Annotated in this window: 21 protein-coding genes; 9 read left to right on the top strand and 12 right to left on the bottom strand. The window is 58.4% G+C overall.

Annotation, left to right across the window (positions count from 1 at the left end; genetic code table 11):
• The first annotated feature begins 259 nt into the window (after positions 1-259).
• The 6 genes from HU755_RS17670 to cysG all read left to right on the top strand — a co-directional run bounded on the left by HU755_RS17670 (position 260) and on the right by cysG (position 7,895).
• Positions 260-2,668 (top strand): DNA translocase FtsK, encoded by a 2,409-nt coding sequence (locus tag HU755_RS17670; protein WP_186551818.1) that lies wholly within the window; start codon positions 260-262, stop codon positions 2,666-2,668.
• A 66-nt stretch (positions 2,669-2,734) separates the two neighbouring features.
• Positions 2,735-3,355, top strand: coding sequence for an outer membrane lipoprotein chaperone LolA (gene lolA, locus HU755_RS17665; RefSeq protein WP_186551819.1), 621 nt, complete (start codon positions 2,735-2,737; stop codon positions 3,353-3,355).
• A gap of 152 nt (positions 3,356-3,507) precedes the next feature.
• A complete protein-coding gene (locus HU755_RS17660; RefSeq protein WP_186634933.1) occupies positions 3,508-4,830 on the top strand; it encodes a replication-associated recombination protein A in 1,323 nt (440 codons plus the stop codon).
• Complete coding sequence (gene crcB / locus HU755_RS17655) at positions 4,830-5,204, top strand: fluoride efflux transporter CrcB (protein ID WP_186551821.1); 375 nt, start codon at positions 4,830-4,832, stop codon at positions 5,202-5,204. Before HU755_RS17660 ends, crcB begins: the two co-directional genes overlap by 1 nt.
• A 15-nt stretch (positions 5,205-5,219) precedes the next feature.
• Positions 5,220-6,500, top strand: a complete 1,281-nt coding sequence (gene serS, locus HU755_RS17650; protein WP_186634930.1) for a serine--tRNA ligase — start codon at positions 5,220-5,222, stop codon at positions 6,498-6,500.
• Positions 6,501-7,895 (top strand): siroheme synthase CysG, encoded by a 1,395-nt coding sequence (cysG, locus tag HU755_RS17645; RefSeq protein WP_186634927.1) that lies wholly within the window; start codon positions 6,501-6,503, stop codon positions 7,893-7,895. It abuts the gene before it with no gap.
• Positions 7,896-8,015: 120 nt separating this feature from the next.
• Here cysG and HU755_RS17640 read toward each other — a convergent pair whose 3' ends face one another.
• From HU755_RS17640 to HU755_RS17610, 7 genes are all read right to left on the bottom strand, one after another.
• Entirely contained in the window at positions 8,016-9,017 is a 1,002-nt protein-coding gene (locus tag HU755_RS17640; RefSeq protein WP_186634924.1) for a glutathione S-transferase family protein, read from the bottom strand.
• A gap of 91 nt (positions 9,018-9,108) precedes the next feature.
• The gene (locus HU755_RS17635) at positions 9,109-10,110 is read right to left on the bottom strand and encodes a glycosyl transferase family protein (RefSeq protein ID WP_186634921.1); all 1,002 of its coding nucleotides are present in this window, start codon (positions 10,108-10,110) and stop codon (positions 9,109-9,111) included.
• Complete coding sequence (locus tag HU755_RS17630) at positions 10,107-10,442, bottom strand: TusE/DsrC/DsvC family sulfur relay protein (protein WP_186634918.1); 336 nt, start codon at positions 10,440-10,442, stop codon at positions 10,107-10,109. The genes HU755_RS17635 and HU755_RS17630 overlap by 4 nt, the downstream gene beginning before the upstream one ends.
• Positions 10,439-10,732 carry a sulfurtransferase complex subunit TusB gene (gene tusB, locus HU755_RS17625; protein WP_186634915.1) on the bottom strand — a complete coding sequence of 98 codons (294 nt, stop codon included), beginning with the start codon at positions 10,730-10,732 and terminating at the stop codon, positions 10,439-10,441. The genes HU755_RS17630 and tusB overlap by 4 nt, the downstream gene beginning before the upstream one ends.
• Positions 10,732-11,088 (bottom strand): sulfurtransferase complex subunit TusC, encoded by a 357-nt coding sequence (gene tusC / locus HU755_RS17620; protein WP_186634911.1) that lies wholly within the window; start codon positions 11,086-11,088, stop codon positions 10,732-10,734. Before tusC ends, tusB begins: the two co-directional genes overlap by 1 nt.
• Before the next feature lies 1 nt (position 11,089).
• Complete coding sequence (tusD, locus tag HU755_RS17615; RefSeq protein ID WP_186623001.1) at positions 11,090-11,482, bottom strand: sulfurtransferase complex subunit TusD; 393 nt, start codon at positions 11,480-11,482, stop codon at positions 11,090-11,092.
• Positions 11,483-11,573: 91 nt separating this feature from the next.
• Complete coding sequence (locus HU755_RS17610) at positions 11,574-11,903, bottom strand: DUF6388 family protein (protein WP_186634908.1); 330 nt, start codon at positions 11,901-11,903, stop codon at positions 11,574-11,576.
• A 102-nt stretch (positions 11,904-12,005) separates the two neighbouring features.
• On the opposite strand from HU755_RS17610, the gene HU755_RS17605 reads away from it, so the two are divergent.
• The gene (locus HU755_RS17605; RefSeq protein ID WP_186623005.1) at positions 12,006-12,356 is read left to right on the top strand and encodes a hypothetical protein; all 351 of its coding nucleotides are present in this window, start codon (positions 12,006-12,008) and stop codon (positions 12,354-12,356) included.
• Between the two features lie 105 nt (positions 12,357-12,461).
• Here the strand turns inward: HU755_RS17605 and HU755_RS17600 are convergent, their stop codons facing one another.
• Positions 12,462-12,887 carry an N-acetyltransferase gene (locus HU755_RS17600; RefSeq protein ID WP_186634905.1) on the bottom strand — a complete coding sequence of 142 codons (426 nt, stop codon included), beginning with the start codon at positions 12,885-12,887 and terminating at the stop codon, positions 12,462-12,464.
• A gap of 151 nt (positions 12,888-13,038) precedes the next feature.
• Here HU755_RS17600 and HU755_RS17595 point away from each other — a divergent pair, with 151 nt between their 5' ends.
• Both HU755_RS17595 and HU755_RS17590 read left to right on the top strand, forming a co-directional pair.
• Entirely contained in the window at positions 13,039-13,476 is a 438-nt protein-coding gene (locus HU755_RS17595) for a hemerythrin domain-containing protein (protein WP_186551833.1), read from the top strand.
• Between the two features lie 221 nt (positions 13,477-13,697).
• Positions 13,698-14,333: a lytic polysaccharide monooxygenase auxiliary activity family 9 protein gene (locus HU755_RS17590; protein ID WP_186623017.1), complete on the top strand. Its 636-nt coding sequence runs from the start codon at positions 13,698-13,700 to the stop codon at positions 14,331-14,333.
• Positions 14,334-14,534: 201 nt separating this feature from the next.
• Here the strand turns inward: HU755_RS17590 and HU755_RS17585 are convergent, their stop codons facing one another.
• The 4 genes from HU755_RS17585 to HU755_RS17570 all read right to left on the bottom strand — a co-directional run.
• The gene (locus HU755_RS17585) at positions 14,535-14,834 is read right to left on the bottom strand and encodes a contact-dependent growth inhibition system immunity protein (protein ID WP_186634902.1); all 300 of its coding nucleotides are present in this window, start codon (positions 14,832-14,834) and stop codon (positions 14,535-14,537) included.
• Positions 14,835-14,964: 130 nt separating this feature from the next.
• Complete coding sequence (locus tag HU755_RS17580; protein ID WP_186634899.1) at positions 14,965-15,399, bottom strand: hypothetical protein; 435 nt, start codon at positions 15,397-15,399, stop codon at positions 14,965-14,967.
• A 49-nt stretch (positions 15,400-15,448) separates the two neighbouring features.
• Complete coding sequence (locus HU755_RS17575; protein WP_186634896.1) at positions 15,449-15,865, bottom strand: hypothetical protein; 417 nt, start codon at positions 15,863-15,865, stop codon at positions 15,449-15,451.
• 2 nt (positions 15,866-15,867) lie between these two features.
• Positions 15,868-17,276, bottom strand: a 1,409-nt coding sequence (locus HU755_RS17570) for an RHS repeat-associated core domain-containing protein (protein ID WP_186634893.1), incomplete at its 5' end; no start/stop codon positions are given.

Here is a 17,276-nt window from a genome sequence, read left to right as displayed (position 1 = left end):
CAAATTGGACCGCAGTTTGTGTACGCTTGGCTATGCTCAACACTGGGCTGCAAGCATGGTAACGCTCGTACAAACCCGTACAATGCCGGGCTGTTACAGATATTTGCTGCGCGCCGCGCCTATCGCTGTGTTTATAAAAGCCGCCGCACAGTGTTAAAAGTAGTCTCGGTTGTGCCCGTTTACTTTTTACCTGCCTGGATTGGGCAGTTTTTTGTCATTCAATAGATGGACGCGCCTCGGGCGCAGGAAAAGAAGCGTTTTGAAGAAATCCACCGAAGCACCAAAAACAGTCGTTCCGCTCTGGCGTCAGCAACTGCACTACCGGCTCAAGGAAGGTGCATTGATCGCCATCGGCGCGTTGTGTCTGTTCCTGATGATGGCCTTGCTGACCTACGGCAAGGACGATCCGGGCTGGAGTCATAACAGCAAGATCGACGACGTACAGAATTTCGGCGGCCCGGCGGGCTCCTACAGTGCCGATATCCTGTTCATGGTGCTGGGTTACTTCGCCTACATCTTTCCGCTTTTGCTGGCGATCAAGGCCTATCAGATCTTCCGTCAGCGCCACGAGCCATGGCAGTGGAGCGGCTGGCTGTTCTCCTGGCGGCTGATCGGCCTGGTATTTCTGGTGCTGTCCGGGGCTGCGCTGGCCCACATCCATTTCCATGCCGCGACCGGTCTGCCGGCCGGCGCCGGTGGGGCACTGGGCGAAAGCCTTGGCGACCTGGCGAAGAATGCGCTGAATATTCAGGGCAGCACGTTGCTGTTCATTGCGCTGTTCCTGTTCGGCCTGACGGTGTTCACCGATCTGTCGTGGTTCAAGGTGATGGACATCACCGGCAAGATCACGCTCGACCTGTTCGAATTGTTCCAGAGCGCGCTCAACCGCTGGTGGACGGCGCGCACCGAGCGCAAACAATTGGTCGCGCAATTGCGTGAGGTCGATGACCGCGTGCACGACGTGGTCGCGCCGACCGTCACCGACAAGCGTGAGCAGGCCAAGGTCAAGGAGCGCCTGATCGAGCGTGAGCAAGCCCTGAGCAAGCACATGTCCGATCGCGAGAAGCAGGTCCCGCCGGTCATTGCGCCAGCCCCGGCCAAAGCCCCCGAGCCAAGCAAGCGCGTGCAGAAAGAGAAACAGGCGCCGTTGTTTGTCGACAGCGCTGTCGAAGGCACCTTGCCGCCGATCTCGATCCTTGATCCTGCGGAAAAGAAACAGCTCAACTATTCGCCGGAATCCCTGGCCGCGGTCGGCCATCTGCTCGAAATCAAGCTCAAGGAGTTTGGCGTCGAGGTCACCGTGGATTCGATCCACCCGGGTCCGGTGATTACCCGTTACGAAATTCAGCCTGCCGCCGGCGTCAAGGTCAGCCGTATCGCCAACCTGGCGAAAGACCTTGCGCGTTCGCTGGCGGTGACCAGTGTGCGGGTCGTTGAAGTGATCCCGGGCAAGACCACCGTCGGTATTGAAATCCCCAACGAAGACCGGCAGATCGTGCGCTTCTCCGAAGTGCTGTCGACGCCGGAGTACGACAACTTCAAGTCGCCGGTCACCCTGGCGCTGGGCCACGACATTGGCGGCAAACCGGTGATTACCGACCTGGCGAAGATGCCGCACCTGCTGGTGGCGGGTACGACCGGTTCCGGTAAGTCGGTGGGCGTGAACGCGATGATCCTGTCGATCCTGTTCAAGTCCGGCCCGGAAGACGCCAAGCTGATCATGATCGACCCGAAGATGCTCGAACTGTCGATTTATGAAGGCATCCCGCACCTGCTGTGTCCGGTGGTGACCGACATGAAGGACGCCGCCAACGCCTTGCGCTGGAGCGTCGCCGAGATGGAACGGCGTTATAAATTGATGGCGAAGATGGGCGTACGTAACCTGTCCGGCTTCAACGCCAAGGTCAAGGAAGCGCAGGATGCCGGCGAGCCATTGAGCGATCCGTTGTACAAGCGCGAAAGCATCCACGACGAAGCGCCATTGCTGCAGAAACTGCCGACCATTGTTGTGGTGGTCGATGAGTTTGCCGACATGATGATGATCGTCGGCAAGAAGGTCGAAGAACTGATCGCCCGTATCGCGCAGAAGGCCCGTGCGGCCGGGATTCACTTGATTCTGGCGACCCAGCGGCCGTCGGTGGACGTGATCACCGGTCTGATCAAGGCCAACATCCCGACCCGTATGGCGTTCCAGGTGTCGAGCAAGATCGACTCGCGGACCATTATCGACCAGGGCGGCGCCGAGCAGTTGCTCGGTCACGGTGACATGCTCTACATGCCGCCGGGCACCAGCCTGCCGATCCGGGTTCACGGTGCGTTCGTTTCCGACGATGAAGTGCATCGTGTGGTTGAAGCGTGGAAACTGCGCGGTGCGCCGGAATACAACGACGACATCCTCAACGGTGTCGAAGAGGCGGGCAGCGGCTTTGAAGGCAGCAGCGGTGGCGGCGACGGCGATGATCCTGAAGCCGATGCGCTGTATGACGAGGCGGTGCAGTTCGTGCTGGAAAGCCGTCGTGCCTCGATTTCCGCTGTCCAGCGCAAGTTGAAGATCGGCTACAACCGCGCCGCACGGATGATCGAAGCCATGGAAATGGCCGGGGTCGTCACCTCGATGAACACCAATGGTTCGCGCGAAGTCCTGGCGCCAGGCCCGGTGCGCGACTGATTTGCCAAGCAAGCGGCGGGACAATGAGGTTCCGCCACTCTCCCACGAGTATTCAAGAGGACTCCCATGCGTCTTATCCGCATGCTGTTGCCAGTACTGGCGCTGACCGCGCTCACCGCTCACGCCGATGAAAAAGACGTAGCCCGTCTGACCCAATTGCTGGAAACATCCAAGACCCTGAGCGCGAACTTCTCGCAGCTGACCCTCGACGGCAGCGGCACGCAATTGCAGGAAACCACCGGCAACATGACCCTGCAGCGTCCGGGCCTGTTTTACTGGCACACCAACGCCCCGGCCGAGCAGACCATGGTCTCCGATGGCAAGAAAGTCACCCTGTGGGACCCGGACCTGGAACAGGCGACCATCAAAAAGCTCGACGAACGCTTGACCCAGACCCCGGCATTGCTGCTCTCCGGCGACGTGTCGAAGATCAGCCAGAGCTTTGATATCAGCGCGAAAGAGGCGGGCGGCGTGATCGATTTCACCCTCAAGCCGAAGACCAAGGACACCTTGTTCGACAACCTGCGCCTGTCGTTTCGCAACGGTCTGCTCAATGACATGCAACTGATTGACAGCGTTGGCCAACGCACCAATATCCTGTTCACCGGGGTGAAAGCCAACGAAGCGGTACCGGCATCGAAGTTCAAGTTCGACATCCCCAAGGGTGCCGACGTCATCCAGGAATAACCACCATTCCAAATGTGGGAGCGGGCTTGCTCGCGAATGCGGTGTATCAGTTTATTCACGTGCCAACTGACACACCGCATTCGCGAGCAAGCCCGCTCCCACAGGGTTTAATGTTGGTCCTGGTATTCAAATAGAGGTTTCAACGCTACGTGATGGATCTGTTTCGCAGTGCACCGATAGCCCAGCCGCTGGCCGCGCGTTTGCGTGCGACCAATCTGGATGAGTACGTCGGTCAGGAGCACGTACTCGCTCGCGGCAAGCCTCTGCGCGAGGCGCTGGAGCAGGGTGCCCTGCATTCGATGATCTTCTGGGGACCACCGGGTGTGGGCAAGACCACACTTGCGCGGTTGCTCGCGGAAGTTTCCGATGCACACTTCGAAACGGTCTCGGCGGTGCTCGCCGGGGTCAAGGAAATCCGTCAGGCAGTTGAAATCGCCAAACAGCAGGCCGGCCAGTACGGTAAGCGCACGATTCTGTTCGTCGACGAGGTGCACCGCTTCAACAAGTCGCAGCAGGATGCGTTTCTGCCCTATGTTGAAGACGGCACGCTGATCTTCATCGGCGCCACCACCGAAAACCCTTCGTTCGAATTGAACAACGCGCTGCTGTCGCGCGCGCGCGTCTACGTGCTGAAAAGCCTCGACGAAGCGGCGTTGCGTAAACTGGTGCACCGCGCGCTCACTGAAGAGCGCGGCCTGGGCAAGCGCAACCTGACGCTCAACGACGAAGGCTTCCAGATGCTGCTGTCAGCCGCCGATGGCGATGGCCGGCGCTTGCTCAACCTGCTGGAAAACGCCTCGGACCTGGCCGAAGACAACAGCGAAATCGGCACCGAGCTGCTGCAAAGTCTGCTCGGCGACACCCGGCGGCGTTTCGACAAGGGCGGCGAAGCGTTCTATGACCAGATCTCGGCGCTGCACAAATCGGTACGTGGCTCCAATCCCGACGGTGCGTTGTACTGGTTTGCGCGGATGATCGACGGTGGTTGTGATCCGCTGTACCTGGCCCGGCGCGTGGTGCGCATGGCCAGCGAAGACATCGGCAACGCCGACCCGCGCGCACTGAGTCTGTGCCTGGCGGCGTGGGAAGTGCAGGAGCGTCTCGGCAGCCCGGAAGGTGAATTGGCCGTGGCGCAGGCCATCACCTACCTGGCTTGCGCGCCGAAAAGCAACGCGGTGTACATGGGCTTCAAAACCGCCCTGCGTGCCGCCGCCGAACACGGCTCGCTGGAAGTGCCACTGCACCTGCGCAACGCGCCGACCAAACTGATGAAGCAATTGGGTTACGGTGACGAATACCGTTATGCCCACGACGAACCGGATGCCTACGCCGCCGGTGAAGATTATTTCCCGGAAGAACTCGAGCCGATCCCGTTCTACCAACCGGTGCCGCGTGGCCTGGAACTGAAGATCGGCGAGAAGCTCAACCACCTTGCCCAACTCGACCGTTTAAGCCCTCGGCAGCGGAGAAAATAGTGCTTCCATTGATCGTTGCGGTGTCGGTCGGCGGCGTGGCCGGCACCTTGTTGCGCTTCGCCACCGGCAATTGGGTCAGCGCCAATTGGCCGCGGCACTTCTATACCGCGACGCTGGCCGTTAATATCGTGGGCTGTCTGCTGATTGGCGTGTTGTACGGCCTGTTTTTGATACGCCCGGAGGTGCCGATCGAGGTGCGTGCCGGGTTGATGGTCGGCTTCCTCGGGGGGCTGACGACTTTTTCATCCTTTTCACTGGATACGGTGCGCCTGCTCGAAAGTGGGCAGGTGTTGCTGGCCCTGGGCTACGCGGCACTCAGCGTATTCGGCGGGCTGCTCGCGACGTGGGCTGGCCTGTCCCTGACCAAACTTTGATAACGAGAAACCGACATGCTCGATTCCAAACTGTTACGTAGCAACCTTCAGGACGTAGCGGACCGCCTGGCTTCCCGTGGCTATGCCCTGGATACCGCGCGCATCGAAGCGCTGGAAGAACAGCGCAAGACCGTCCAGACCCGCACCGAAGCACTGCAGGCTGAGCGTAACGCGCGTTCCAAATCCATCGGTCAGGCCAAGCAGCGCGGCGAAGACATCGCGCCGTTGATGGCGGACGTCGAGCGCATGGCGGGCGAACTGAGTGTCGGTAAAGTCGAGCTGGACGCGATCCAGACCGAACTGGATTCGATCCTGCTCGGTATTCCGAACTTGCCGCACGAGTCGGTTCCGGTCGGCAAAGACGAAGACGACAACGTCGAAGTGCGCCGCTGGGGCACCCCGACTCAATTCGATTTCGAAGTGAAAGACCACGTCGCCCTGGGCGAGAAGTTCGGCTGGCTGGACTTCGAGACTGCCGCCAAGCTGTCCGGCGCCCGCTTTGCTCTGCTGCGTGGCCCGATCGCCCGTCTGCACCGTGCACTGGCGCAGTTCATGATCAACCTGCACGTCAACGAACATGGCTATGAAGAGGCCTACACGCCTTATCTGGTGCAAGCCCCGGCACTGCAAGGCACCGGCCAGTTGCCGAAGTTCGAAGAAGACCTGTTCAAGATCGCTCGCGAAGGCGAAGCCGACCTGTACCTGATTCCGACTGCCGAAGTGTCGCTGACTAACATTGTCGCCGGCGAAATCGTCGATTCGAAACTGCTGCCAATCAAGTTCGTCGCCCACACCCCGTGCTTCCGCAGCGAAGCCGGTGCGTCGGGTCGCGACACTCGCGGCATGATCCGCCAGCACCAGTTCGACAAGGTTGAAATGGTTCAGATCGTCGAGCCGTCGCAATCGATGGAAGCGCTGGAAGGCCTGACCGCCAACGCCGAAAAAGTCCTGCAACTGCTCGGTCTGCCTTACCGCACCCTGGCCCTGTGTACGGGTGACATGGGCTTCAGCGCGGTCAAGACCTACGACCTGGAAGTGTGGATTCCGAGCCAGGACAAGTACCGTGAAATTTCCTCGTGCTCCAACTGCGGCGACTTCCAGGCCCGTCGCATGCAGGCGCGCTTCCGCAACCCGGAAACCGGCAAGCCGGAACTGGTGCACACCTTGAACGGTTCCGGCCTGGCGGTCGGCCGTACCCTGGTTGCCGTGCTGGAAAACTATCAGCAGGCCGACGGTTCGATCCGCGTCCCGGACGTGCTCAAGCCGTACATGGGCGGCCTTGAGGTCATCGGTTAAATGAAATATCTGCCGCTGTTTCACAACCTGCGCGGCAGTCGTGTGTTGGTTGTCGGCGGGGGGGAGATTGCCTTGCGCAAATCCCGCCTGCTGGCCGATGCCGGTGCGCTGCTGCGGGTGGTCGCACCTGAAATCGAAACGCAACTGCGCGAACTGGTCGTCGCCTCCGCTGGCGAGTGCCTGTTGCGCGGTTACGTGGAGGCGGATCTGGACGGTTGCGCGCTGATCATCGCCGCCACCGACGATGAAACGCTTAACGCACAGGTTTCCAGTGATGCGCATCGACGTTGCGTGCCGGTGAACGTGGTCGATGCGCCGCAGTTGTGCAGCGTGATCTTCCCGGCAATTGTCGATCGCTCGCCGTTGATCATTGCAGTGTCCAGCGGCGGCGATGCGCCGGTGCTGGCGCGTCTGATTCGCGCCAAGATCGAAACCTGGATTCCCTCGACCTACGGTCAACTGGCCGGACTTGCCGCGCGTTTTCGCAACCAGGTGAAAAACCTGTTTCCGGATGTGCAGCAGCGCCGTGGCTTCTGGGAAGATGTGTTTCAGGGGCCGATCGCCGACCGGCAATTGGCCGGGCAGGGCGCCGAGGCCGAACGCCTGTTGCAAGCCAAGGTGGATGGTGAACCCATGGTCACCACCGGCGAGGTTTATCTGGTCGGTGCCGGGCCGGGCGATCCGGATCTGTTGACCTTTCGTGCGCTGCGTTTGATGCAGCAAGCCGATGTGGTGCTGTACGACCGTCTGGTGGCGCCGGCGATTCTGGAGTTGTGCCGTCGTGACGCCGAGCGCGTGTACGTCGGCAAACGTCGTTCCGAACACGCCGTGCCGCAAGATCAGATCAACCAGCAATTGGTCGACCTGGCCAAGGCCGGCAAACGCGTGGTGCGGTTGAAGGGCGGTGATCCGTTCATCTTCGGTCGTGGCGGCGAAGAGATCGAAGAACTGGCGGCCCACGGCATTCCGTTCCAGGTGGTGCCGGGAATCACGGCGGCCAGCGGTTGCGCGGCGTATGCCGGGATTCCGTTGACTCATCGCGATCATGCGCAGTCCGTGCGGTTTGTCACCGGCCATTTGAAGGACGGCTCAACCGATCTGCCATGGGCGGACCTTGTGGCTCCGGCGCAGACGCTGGTGTTCTACATGGGCCTGGTGGGCTTGCCGATCATCTGCGAGCAGTTGATCAAGCATGGCCGTTCTGCGGATACCCCGGCGGCCCTGATTCAGCAAGGCACCACGGTCAATCAGCGAGTATTCACCGGCACGCTGGCCGACCTGCCGCGACTGGTGGCGGAGCATAAAGTGCATGCGCCGACGCTTGTGATCGTTGGGGAAGTGGTGCAGTTGCGCGAAAAACTGGCGTGGTTTGAAGGGGCTCAGGCGCAGGTCTGAGAACCGAGTCGCTGCCATCGCGAGCAGGCTCGCTCCCACAGGGGATTTGTGCACGACACTAATCCAATGTGGGAGCGAGCCTGCTCGCGAAGGGGCCTTGAAACTCACGCTTGTCTGGAATCAACCCCGGTGCCAAACCCCTTGCCCACTCAACCGCGCCCGATCATGCGCCACGGTGAAATCCTGCTCCGGCCCCTTCGGCACCACCCCGGTCGGGTTGATGGTCTTGTGGCTACCGTAGTAGTGATGCTTGATGTGCTGGAAATCTACCGTCTCGGCAATCCCTGGCCACTGATACATTTCGCGCAGCCAGTTCGACAAGTTCGGATAGTCGGCAATGCGCCGCAGGTTGCACTTGAAGTGCCCGTGATACACAGCGTCAAAGCGAATCATCGTGGTGAACAAGCGCACATCGGCTTCAGTCAGGTATTCCCCGCTCAGGTAACGATTGGCGCCCAGCAGTTGCTCCAGATGATCCAGCTCGGCGAACACTTCATCGAAGGCTTGTTCATAGGCCTGCTGAGAGGTGGCGAAGCCGGCACGGTAAACACCGTTGTTAACCGCCGGATAGATCCGCTCGTTCAGCGCGTCGATCTCATTGCGTAACGGCGCCGGGTAGAAATCCAGATCATTGCCGGTGAGACCATCGAACGCGCTGTTGAACATACGGATGATCTCCGCCGATTCATTGCTGACGATGCGCTTGAGCTTTTTGTCCCACAGCACCGGCACCGTGACGCGGCCAGTGTAGTCAGGCGTGTCAGCGGTGTAACGCTGGTGCATGAAGTCGAAACCGTCGAGACGGTCGCCGCTCGAGCCCAGCGCCTTGTCGAAGGTCCAGCCGTTTTCCAGCATCAACCAACTGACCACGGATACGTCGATCAGGCTTTCCAGACCTTTGAGTTTGCGCAGGATCAGCGTGCGGTGCGCCCAAGGGCAGGCGAGGGACACGTAGAGGTGATAGCGCCCCGCTTCGGCGGCGAAACCGCCTTCGCCGCTCGGCCCGGCCTGACCGTCAGCGGTCACCCAGTTGCGGCGTTGCGCCTGTTCGCGCTGGAACGCGCCGTCCTTGCTGCTTTCATACCACTTGTCCTGCCAGTGGCCATCGACGAGTAAACCCATGATCAAGACTCCGTAAACCAATAATCGTTGGAGCCGAGTCTATTCCGATGAGTTCGAACAAAAAGCGCAAAGATCGGGCGTTAATGATCGGTTAGATCGATGTGTTGCGTGCCGCCCAATACTGCTCGGCGGTTGCAAAGGCCAGTTCACGATCCTGACCGAGGCCGCGCAGGGCGAGGGCCATGGTCGCAATCAAGGCCATTTGCGGGTAGCTGTCGACGACATCGCCGCGCCACACGGCTTTCAACTGTTCGATGTCCAGCGATGCGGGTTTGACGTGGCGTTGCGCTGACAACTGTGGCCATTCTTCATCCCAGCTCTGACCGCCGCGGGTGCCGTAGAGATGGCTGGTGGCGTCCGGGTTGATTTCGATTTCGCCGCCATCACCCTTGACCACAATCGCCGTATCGCCGAGCAGACCGCTGGCATCACGATGCACCGCCTGGTAGCCGGGGTGGAAAATGCTTTGCAGCCCGCAACGTGCGCCGAGCGGATTAAGAATCCGCGCCAGCGAGTGGATCGGCGAGCGCAGGCCCAGGGTATTGCGCAGGTCGATCATTTTTTGCAAGTGCGGTGCCCAATCCACCAGCGGCATAAAGGCCAGGCCACCATTATCCAGCGCGGTACCGACCTGTTGCCAGTTGCGGCACAACGGGATGTTCAGCTCGCCGAGCAATTGCTCGCTGTAAAGCCGTCCGGCCGTGTGTGCGCCGCCACCGTGCATGAAGATACGCACGCCGTTTTGCGCCAGGCATTTGGCCGCCAGCAGATACCACGGCAGATGGCGTTTCTTGCCGGCGTAGGTCGGCCAGTCGAGATCGACGTTCAGCGCCGGCGCCTGCAAGCGTTCGCGCAGGGCTTCGGTGAAACCGGCCATTTCCTCGGCGCTTTCTTCCTTGTGCCGCAGCAGCATCAGAAAGGCGCCGAGCTGGGTGTCCTCGACCTTGTCGTCGAGCACCATGCCCATGGCTTCCCGCGCTTCGGCTCGGGTCAGGTCGCGGGCACCGCGCTTGCCCTTGCCAAGGATGCGCACGAATTGCGCGAACGGGTGTTCGGCGGGTGTGTCGAGGGTCAGCGCTGGATAGTCGGTCATAGGCAATTCGTCGGTTTGGGCAGGCCCGCCAGTTTCGCGGCGAGTTTGGCAGGGGTGCCTTTGAACAGTCGGTTCAGGTGCAGGCTGTTGCCTTTGTCAGGACCGAGCTTCATCGCGGTGTACTTGATCAGCGGCCGCGTGGCCGGCGACAGCTGGAATTCTTTGTAGAAGCTGCGCAGCAGTTCGAGGACTTCCCAGTGTTCGGGCGTCAACTCAAGGTCTTCGGCAGCGGCGAGGGCGCTGGCGACCTCGGCCGACCAGTCGCTCAGTTCGACAAGAAAGCCGTCCTTGTCGAGTTCAATGGTACGGCCGCCTACGGTCATGCGATTCATAGCCAACTGTTGACCTTGTCGTGATGAATCGACAGTGCGACGAAGGCCGGGTAGTCGATGGCTTCGGCCCAGTCGGGAATCTCGATGGCGCGCGCCTGGGCATCTTCGGCCAGGACGTAGCGTTTGCGCGCACAGGCTTGCAGCGCAGCGAATGGCGCCGTGCCCGGTTGCAACGCATAGGCCGCGTCACCGCAGAGCAGCAATGCATCCGCGCTGCCGATGACACGCAGGCAACTGTTCAAGCGATCATCGCCGAACGGGGAATGGGACAACACATGCAAAGTCGACATCAGAGGGTGATCACCTGGTCGTAACGGTCAATAAGGGCGGTGATTTGCTCGGTGGTCAGCGGCTGTGCGTCGTCCAGCGACCGTTTTCCAAGTCCGCGAGCGTTGCCGCTTTCGGCGCAATAGAACAGCTCCTCGACACCAAACATCGGCAGCGCTTGCAGGTTGGCGCTGAGGTCCTTCTGTTGCAGGGCCTTGGCGTTCTGTCCGGCGGCCAGTTGCAGCACGCCATCATCGAGAAACAGCACGCCGATCGGCAGATCGAAGGCGCCGCCGGCCAGCACGATATCCAGCGCTTCGCGAGCGCCAGGGCCGGACCACGGCGACTGACGGCTGATGATCAGCAGCGACTTGGCCATCTTATGCACCTCCAAAGCAGATCAGGCGATCAGCGTCTTGCACGGCGTCGTGCAGTTGGCCGAGGCCGGACAATTCCCACGGCGCGCTGAGTGAAATCGCCTCGCGCTGGTAACGCTTGGCTTCTTCTTCATTCAATACACCACGGCGCAAAGCGGCGGCGATGCACACCACACCGTCCAGCTTCTGTTCGCTGATAAAACTGCGCCACTGCTTGGGCAAGTCCAGCTCGTCCTGCGGCGTTACCACTGCATCGCAGGCGTTGAAGACGCCGTCCTGATAAAAGAACAGCCGGACAATCTCATGCCCCCCGGCCAGCGCGGCCTGGGCAAACAGCAGGGCACGGCGCGAGGAGGGCGCATGGGCGGCGGAAAACAGCGCAATGGCGAATTTCATGACGGACTCGATCAGCAAAACTGCGGGCATCATAAAGCTTTATCAGTCGCGCCGCGAAATCCACGTTGCCTATGACCCATTGGTGGGGGGCCTATGGGGTGCTGCCGTACAAGTCGCAATATTCGAGCCAGTCCATCCCCGCCATCTCTGCCACTTCCCGGTGTACCTCAAGACGCTGCGCCTGATATTCCTCAGGCGAACCAGCCGTCAGTTGCAGCGTCAGCTCCCACGCAAACAACCCCTGACTCTCCGCCTCGGCTTCAAACGCTTCATGCAGGCGTTCTTCGCGGTATTGCGCCTGGCTTTCTCCCTTGGCCTGGGCCAGCAGCGGATTGAGATGGTCGAGGGCTTCGCGCAGTTCGGGGTGCGCGTCGAGAAACAGTTTCAGCGCGTGTTCATGTCGCTGGTCGCTAGGCGCCATGTATTTTCCTCGTGGGACCGGTGGCCGTATAAAAACAGTAAAGCAGAACGAATTCTCGCTTTGCAGTGCTACAGTCCGCTTTTTTCTGAATGAGCAAATGCAATGCGAATGCTGATGGTAGCGCTGGTGACGGTCCTGCTGGCCGGTTGCGCAGGTTCGGTGATGGACGATGCTCGCACCAAGAGCCCCTACAAGGTGTTGACCTCGGACAAGCCTGAGAAAGTCGTCGCCCAGTGCGTGCAGTTCGGCTGGCAGGACGAAGCGGTATTTGGCGTCGATGCGGCGGCCTATCTGGAACCGCGCAAGCCGGGCGGCACGACGGTGTATACGCGTTCGGCAGAATCGTTTGTCGATGTGATCACCGAGGCATCCGGCACAACGTTGAACTACTACGCCCAGCAGGATGATTTCGTCGCCAAGCGGCGTTTGGCGGCTCTGGCAACCTGTCTCTGATCAGGTGCTGAAGCGGCTGGCGCTTTTCGCGAGCAGGCTCGCTCCCACATAGGTGAATGCCACAGAACCTGTGGAGCGAGCCTGCTCGCGAAGGCGGCGGAACATTCAACCGATAAGCCGCTTCTGGAAGAAATGCCGCTTGTGCCCCAGTGGATAATCGGCAATCTCGCCACATTCGCTGTAGCCCACCTTCCGATAAAACCCGGGCGCCTGAAAGGAGAACGTGTCGAGCCAGATTCCGACACAATCCTTTTCCCTGGCAAAATCCTCGGCCATCTGCATCAGTCTGGTGCCGATACCCTGGCCGCGCCCCTGTTCCGGGACTGCCAGCAGCTCAATGAACAACCAGCGGTAAAACGTGTGCCCATACAGGCCGCCGAGAATCGCGTCCTGTTCGTCGCGCACCAGCAGCGCGACAGGCTCCCAGGTAGACGGCCCGGCATTGGCGACATTGTGCGCACGCAACGGGGCAAGAATCGCGCTGCGTTGTTCCTCGGTAGGGTTCTGCGTCAACTCTATGCGCAAATTCATGCGTGACTTCCTTGTGTAATTGAACGCCCAGCCTACCGTGTCCGGGCAGGCGCCTCCAAGCCCCTCGATAAACAAGCGGAACCGTTAATCAAGCGCTGCGGTCTAGGCTTTATCGCGCCTTTCCCTGAGTGCGATTGATGAGGAAGCTCCCTTGAATATTTTTGAAGCCCTGCGCGAAAGCCACGAGCGTCAGCGCACTTACGCCAAGGCGCTCATCGCGACCAGCGGCGACAGCCCTGAGCGGGTCGAAGCCTACAAACAGCTGAAAGCTGAACTGCAAGCGCACGAAACCGCAGAAGAGCGGCACTTCTACATTCCGTTGATGGAAATTGACGAAGGCGTTGATCTGAGCCGCCACGCCATCGCCGAGCACCATGAAATGGACGAGATGATGGAAGAACTCGACGAAACCGAGATGTCGAGCCCTGCATGGTTGGCCACGGCAAAAAAACTGTCGGACAAGGTCCATCATCACCTTGAGGAGGAAGAGCATAAATTCTTCCAGATGGCCGGCAAGCTGCTCGACGAAAAACAGAAAGTGCAACTCGCCGGGCAATACGAAAAGGAGTATCAGGCAAAACTGGCTTGAATCATTCAGGCGCGATTTCATCAATTCAACGTGTACGCGATTAGCTACATAACGAGTGCGAAGTCTCCGCAGTAACTGGTTATCCATCCAGTGTTTTCGGCGATCTGCCTTTCCGGCCGATCAACCTGCGACAAAAGCGCCGATGGACAAAAAAACTGCCTCCGTTAGCTTGAAGGCCTCTCCTCGGGAAGGAGGGTTCTTAAATCAACGGAGTGAAAAACATGAATCAGGCAATTGCACAGACCCAACTGAAACACGGTCGCGTTATTTCGCCAGCGAGTCGCGGCGCAGTGGCCATTGACCTCGGCTTGCTCGGCGGTTGGCAAGTCAACGAAATGGAAGGTGGCAAGAACTTTCCGGCGTTGGCGGCCGGACCGTTCCCGCAGCCCTTCGACACAGACGCTGACAGCGTCGCGCCGCCAGCCGACGGCTACATTCTCAGCGGCGGCAAGACCGATGCACGCGATTGCGTGAACTACACCCATACCGAGATGAGCACCAAGCTCGCTCGCCCGTTCACCTGGCCGCTGCTTAACGTCGATCCGGGCCAGATCTTCAAGGTCAGCTGGGTCTACACCGCACCGCACACCACCCGCGGATATCGTTGGCTGATCACCAAGGATGGCTGGGATCCACAGCAACGCATTACCCGCGCGCAACTGGAAGCGGCACCCTTCTTCGAGGACTTCTATCCCCAAGTGCCGTATTACAGCCATGCGGACGAGCTGAAGGCCAAAGTCGACCACGAAGTGAAACTGCCTGCGAACAAGAAGGGGCATCACGTCATTGTGCTGATGTGGATCGTCGCCAATACCGGGAATGCGTTTTATCAGGCGTTTGATGTGGATTTTAAATAGTGACGCTGCTTCTTAGGCTCGGTGATGGTCGGAACAGGTCGGGAAACGACTTCACATTGCGGCAAACCCGGGCTCGGTACGCTAGATCGTAGCGCTCATTAGTTGCAGATATATAAGCCCGGTAGCGCTGCCGGGCTTTCTGTTTTAGTGAGTCGCTGAGCCTCAATAGAAACTATCTTTGAAGCGTCTTTCGGTTGATTATCACGTCTGCTGTAGCTTGAAAGCTACGTGTCTGAGCCATTGCTCTCCGCTCTGCCACTCATGCCAGTAGCAATAGCTACATCCGATTTCTTTCAACAGGAAATCTCTCAAAACGGTTTCACTTAATTTTAAATCCAATAGGTTTTGAATTTCTTTTGCAACAACCTCTATCGTTTTGAGCGCAGAGTCATTTATGAATGAGTTTACAATCTCGTCCGCTAGATTGGATTCACACATCCAATCTTCGTGAAAATAGGCACCCAAGAATTGAAAGAGTTCTCGGAAGTCTTCATTTGTCATATACGAGTCCTGTCAAGATAAAGTATCCTGGCGGAGTATTTTCTCTGCGTTGTAGTATCGGTTCGATATTCTGTGAGTTTCCTAGAGTCCTAGTGCTCTAAAGTCATCCGATAATTGGTATGTTGGGTTATTATTTTATCGAGCCATCAGTTGGGCTTCGGTTCGCTCGACGTGCTTCTAATGTAAGGGCAACCCACTCCTTATAGTAAGCTTGTTGTTCTTCTAGGTTTCTAGATAAGTTTTCTTCTTCGTAAGCAAATATTTGCACTATGTCGTCGAAGGTTGCGGATTTGCCAGGTTTTAATTCGTAGGCAATAATGCCGCCGCTCATTTGGGAACACATTGTTGATGGAGTTACATTAAGCTTGGCGCCTTTGCATAAAAATACTATGTCAGGATGGTCTTCGCGGATTTTCGCCAAACATCGATAAAGATCGCTAGCCTCGTATTGTTTTCTAAATCCATTGCGCATGGAGAATTTTATGATTCCTTTGCTAGCGTCATGTTTTAAGGTCGCTTGTTCCCTGGTTCCGTTGATGATTATGGTTATTTGAGTCTTTTCCATTATTGATCTCCGTTGATTGCAGCTTTAATAGGTTTCTTTTTCTCACCGTCTAGCATTCGGTAGATAAACGGTTTGTAGGGGTGATTGACTCAATCCATAGTTTGTAGTGGTTTTCCTGTTTTTTTATGTCGTTTGTTAAATCGTTTTCTTCGTAATCAAAAATGCGTACGACATCGTCCTCGTCGGTCGGGTATCCCTTCCTGACTTCGTAGGCGACCAACCCTGCTGACATTTGTGACGACATACGGGACGGGTGGACATTTATTTTTGCACCCTTGCACAAAAACGTAATCTCGGGGAAATCCGCTCTGAGTAAGCCAAAGCATTGATAAAGATCTTCGGCGGTATGTTTTTTTGTTAAACCGTCATGGGTAGAGAAGATGAGTGTTCTTGTTTTTCTGTCTACCTCTAAGGTCGCGGTTTGTTGGACTTGGTTTTTTATGATTTGGATTTCTATTTTTTTCACGACTATTTCCTGTAAGGGTTGGGTATGGAGTATCCGATGTATTCGCCATTTTCGGTAACGGGGGTAGCTCCGACAATGTCCCTGTTATTGATCCCGCCCGGAAAGGCGATCTCTACCTCTCGGCGATGTGGCGACATGGCTCCCAATTCTTTATTGACGTTGATGCCGCGAATGTTCTTGAGGACATAAATGTATCCATCAGCGAATCCATGGCCAGTTGCAAATTTCATTGCCTCTTTTTCTGATGTGGACGTGGCCACGAACCAGCTAGGAGGACTTTTATTGTCGAGAGCATGCAAATATAAATCTGTACTTTCGCCCCACGGTTCAAACCCTGCTTCAAAAATCTCCCAAGGCTCTCGATCATCACCACGATAAAGGTAGTGGTTTTCATGCTTCGCTGCGGGAACCTTGGGCGTTCCCTCATCAACCTTAGCCCCACCAATCCCACCCGGCACTGCACACCCAGGCTTATTCGGCGGCGGACAACTGGACGTCAACCCCAACGGATCCACCCACCCCGTCGGATTCGGCACGTACTGGTACTGATTCAACCCACCCGCGAGCTTCACCGGATCCGGGGTCAGATACCTTCCCAACCTCGGGTCGTAATACCGATGGCGGTTGTAATGCAGTCCGCTTTCCGCATCGAAGTACTGCCCCTGAAAGCGCAGCGGCTGGTCGAGGTATTCTTCGCCGGCCAGGGTCACGGCGGCGACTTTGCCGTAGGCGTCGTATTGCGCCGACCAGACGATTTCGCCGCTGTAGTCGGTGAGTTCTTGCGGGGTGCCGAGGTGGTCGAGTTGGTAGTAGAACGGGCAGGCTTTTTTCGGGCCTTTGCCGTCGAGCAGGGCCAAGGGGCGGAAGGTGCCGGGTTCGTAGACGAAGCTGCGGTACTGGGTTGGGCTGCTTTCGGCGACGAGTTGATCGCCCTGCCAGAAGAACTCAGTGGCGATGCCGTTGACGGTTTTGCGGATGCGCCGGCCGAAGGCGTCGTATTGGTAACGGGCAGTTTGGCCGTCGGGGCGGGTCAGGCCGATCAGGCGGTGCTGGCAGTCGTAGCGGTATTCGGTGACGAGGGTCTGACCGTGGCCCCGACGTTCGCGGATCAGGTTGCCGAAGGCGTCGTAGTCGTAATGGCGGTCGCCCTGCATCAACAGGCGGTTGCCCTTGACCTTCGCCGGTCCCGGGCGGTCCTGCATCAGCAGGTTGCCGGCCGGGTCGTGGGCGAAGGATTCGGGCAGTTCATCGCGCGAGTGACGCACGCGAATCAGTCGGTCGAGGGCGTCGTAGCCGTAGGTGCGCTGGCCGTGGCGGCTGTCGGCAATGTGCTCGAGGTTGCCGTTGGCGCTGTAGGCATAATCGCGGCGATACAGCGCCGCGTGCTGATGACCTACAGCGTGGGCGAGCA

The sequence above is a fragment of the Pseudomonas sp. SWRI111 genome, from assembly GCF_014268555.1.
GTDB lineage: Bacteria > Pseudomonadota > Gammaproteobacteria > Pseudomonadales > Pseudomonadaceae > Aquipseudomonas > Aquipseudomonas hamedanensis.
Note: the sequence above shows the minus strand (reverse complement) of the source record. Positions and strands in the feature narration are given on the sequence as shown.